Annotated in this window: 2 protein-coding genes; both read right to left on the reverse strand. The window is 65.9% G+C overall.

What is annotated here, in order from left to right:
- Window positions 1-232 precede the first annotated feature (232 nt).
- Window positions 233-1,429: a PLP-dependent aspartate aminotransferase family protein gene (locus WC739_RS25290; RefSeq protein ID WP_372955719.1), complete on the reverse strand. Its 1,197-nt coding sequence runs from the start codon at window positions 1,427-1,429 to the stop codon at window positions 233-235.
- Window positions 1,426-2,667: pyridoxal-phosphate dependent enzyme (locus WC739_RS25295; protein ID WP_372955720.1), on the reverse strand; the 1,242-nt coding region annotated here is incomplete at its 5' end. The genes WC739_RS25290 and WC739_RS25295, both read right to left, overlap by 4 nt.

Raw genomic sequence — 2,667 nt, forward strand, 5'->3', positions numbered from 1 at the left:
GCCCCTCACCTGCCTGCCGGCATCCTCTCCCCGTAAACGGGGCGAGGGACGCTTTCATCACCGCTTTCGCCAATCACCGGCGGCAGCGGTTAGCCTCTTTCGCCCCGTTCACGGGGAGTTGAGGAGTGGTCCGCGTAGCGGACGAAAAGCCAACTGCTTGGCTTTTCGAACGACGAACGTCCGGCAGGACAATGAGGGGCGGCGCGGACGTCAACCGTCCGGGCGCCCCCGCTCAGCCCGCCAGCGCCTGGTCCAGGTCGGCGATCAGGTCGTCGCCATCCTCGATGCCGGCCGACAGCCGCACCAGCGAATCCGAGATGCCGATCTCGGCGCGCTTCTCGGCCGGGATCGAGCCATGCGTCATCAGCGCCGGGTGCTCGATCAGGCTTTCGACGCCGCCCAGGCTTTCGGCCAGGGTGAACAGCTGCGTCCGTTCGAGGAAGCGTTTTGTCCCGGCGAGGTCGCGGTCCAGCACGGCGGTGATCATGCCGCCGAAGGCGTGCATCTGCTGCACGGCGATGGCGTGCTGGGGATGGCTGGCAAGGCCGGGATAGATGACGCGGCGCACGTCTTTTCGCGCTTCCAGCCACTGCGCGATCTTCAGCCCGTTTTCGGAATGGCGCTCCATCCTGAGCGCCAGCGTCTTCAAGCCGCGCAAGGCGAGAAAACTGTCGAACGGGCCCGATATGGCGCCGACGGCGTTCTGCAGGAATTTCAGCTGGGCGGCGAGATCCTTGTTGTCGCCGACGACGGCCACGCCGCCGACCATGTCGGAATGGCCGTTGAGGTACTTCGTCGTCGAATGGACTGTTATGTCGATGCCGAGCTCCAGCGGCCGCTGGATATAGGGACTGCAGAACGTGTTGTCGGCGACCGACAGAAGCCCCTTGCGCCCGGCCAGCGCCGCCACGCCCTCGAGGTCGACGATGCGCAGCAGCGGGTTGGTCGGCGTCTCGACCCAGAGCAGTTTGGTCTCCGGGCGGATCGCGGCCTCGACAGCCGCAAGGTCGGTGAAGTCGACGAAGCTCACCTGCAGATTGGCCGAGCGCTTGCGTACCCGCTCCATCAGCCGGAAGGAGCCGCCATAGATGTCGTCGGTGGCGACGATATGCGCGCCGGAATCGAGCAGTTCCAGCACCGTCGCGATCGCCGCCAGGCCGGAGGCAAAGGCAAACGCCTGGGTGCCGCTTTCGAGGTCGGCCACGGCGCGCTCGAAGGCGAAGCGGGTCGGATTCTGGCTGCGGGCATATTCGAAGCCCTTGTGCACGCCGGGCGACTGCTGGGCGAAGGTCGAGGTGGCGTAGATCGGCACCATCACAGCACCTGTCAGCGGGTCGTGGCTCTGGCCGCCATGGATGGTCCGCGTCGAGAAGGCCAGCCGGTTCTTTCCGGATGAAGATGGGCCGGAGGATGGATTGTCGGTGGTCATCGGGCGCGCCTCAGATGGTTGATCAGGTCGATGCGGGTGATCAGGCCGACGAACTCGTCGCCGTCGAAGATGATGGCGACCTCGTTGCGGTCGAACACCGGCAGCAGCGCGTCCAGCGTCTGGCTCGCCTGCAGCGTGTGCAGGCTGGAGGTCATCGCCGTGCGCACCGGGCCGTTGAAGCGCTCCCAGCGCCCCTCATAGGGGCCGTCGACCTTGGCCAGGATATCGCTCTCGTCGACGATGCCGATGAGCTTGCCGTTCTCCAGCACCGGCAGCTGCGACACATCCGAGCGGCGCATGCGGCCATAGGCGTTGAGCAGGCTTTCGTCCGGGCCGACATAGACCGTATCGCCGGTGCGGTGCGTGCGCATCACCAGGTCGCGCAAATCGCCATGCTGTTCGTGCTCGGCCAGGCCCTGCTCGGCCAGCCAGAAATCGTCGAACACCTTCGACAGATATTTGTTGCCGCTGTCGCAGACGAAGGTGACGACGCGCTTCGGCACGGTCTGCTCGCGGCAGTAGCGAAGTGCTGCCGACAGCAGCGTGCCCGACGACGAGCCGGCAAGGATGCCCTCCTTCGACAGCAGGTCGCGCACCGCCAGCATGCTCTGCTTGTCGGGAATGGAATAGGCCTTTTTCACCAGCGACAGATCGGCGTTGGGCGGCACGAAATCCTCGCCGATGCCTTCCACGGTCCAGCTGCCGGCCTCTTCCATCTTGCCGGTCTTGATCAGCGGCGCCAGCACCGAGCCGACCGGATCGGCCAGCACCATCTCGGTCTTCGGCGACACACCAGCGAAATAGCGGCCAAGCCCGGTCAGCGTGCCGCCGGAACCGACGCCGACGACCACCGCGTCGACATCGCCATCGAGCTGGGCGAAGATCTCCGGTCCGGTCGTGGTTTCATGCGCCAGCGGATTGGCCGGATTGGCGAACTGGTTCGCATAGAAGGCGCCGGGCAGTTCGGCGGCGAGCTTTTCGGCCATGTCCTGGTAGTATTCTTCATGGCCCTTGCCGACATCCGAGCGCGTCATGCGCACTTCGGCGCCCAGCGCGCGCAGGTGCTGGATCTTCTCGCGCGACATCTTGTCGGGCACCACCAGCACGATGCGGTAGCCCTTGGGAATGCCGACCTGGGCAAGGCCAAGGCCGGTGTTGCCGGCAGTCGCCTCGACGATGGTGCCGCCGGGCCCGAGCTTGCCCTCCTTCTCGGCCGCCGCGATCATCGACAGCGCGAT

The organism is Mesorhizobium sp. (genome assembly GCF_041661565.1).
In the GTDB taxonomy this organism is placed as follows: Bacteria; Pseudomonadota; Alphaproteobacteria; order Rhizobiales; family Rhizobiaceae; genus Mesorhizobium.

Excerpts from the sequence above, each read along its gene's own strand:
- WC739_RS25290 (WP_372955719.1), bottom strand. The coding sequence starts at position 1,429 with ATGACCACCGACAATCCATCCTCCGGCCCATCTTCATCCGGAAAGAAC.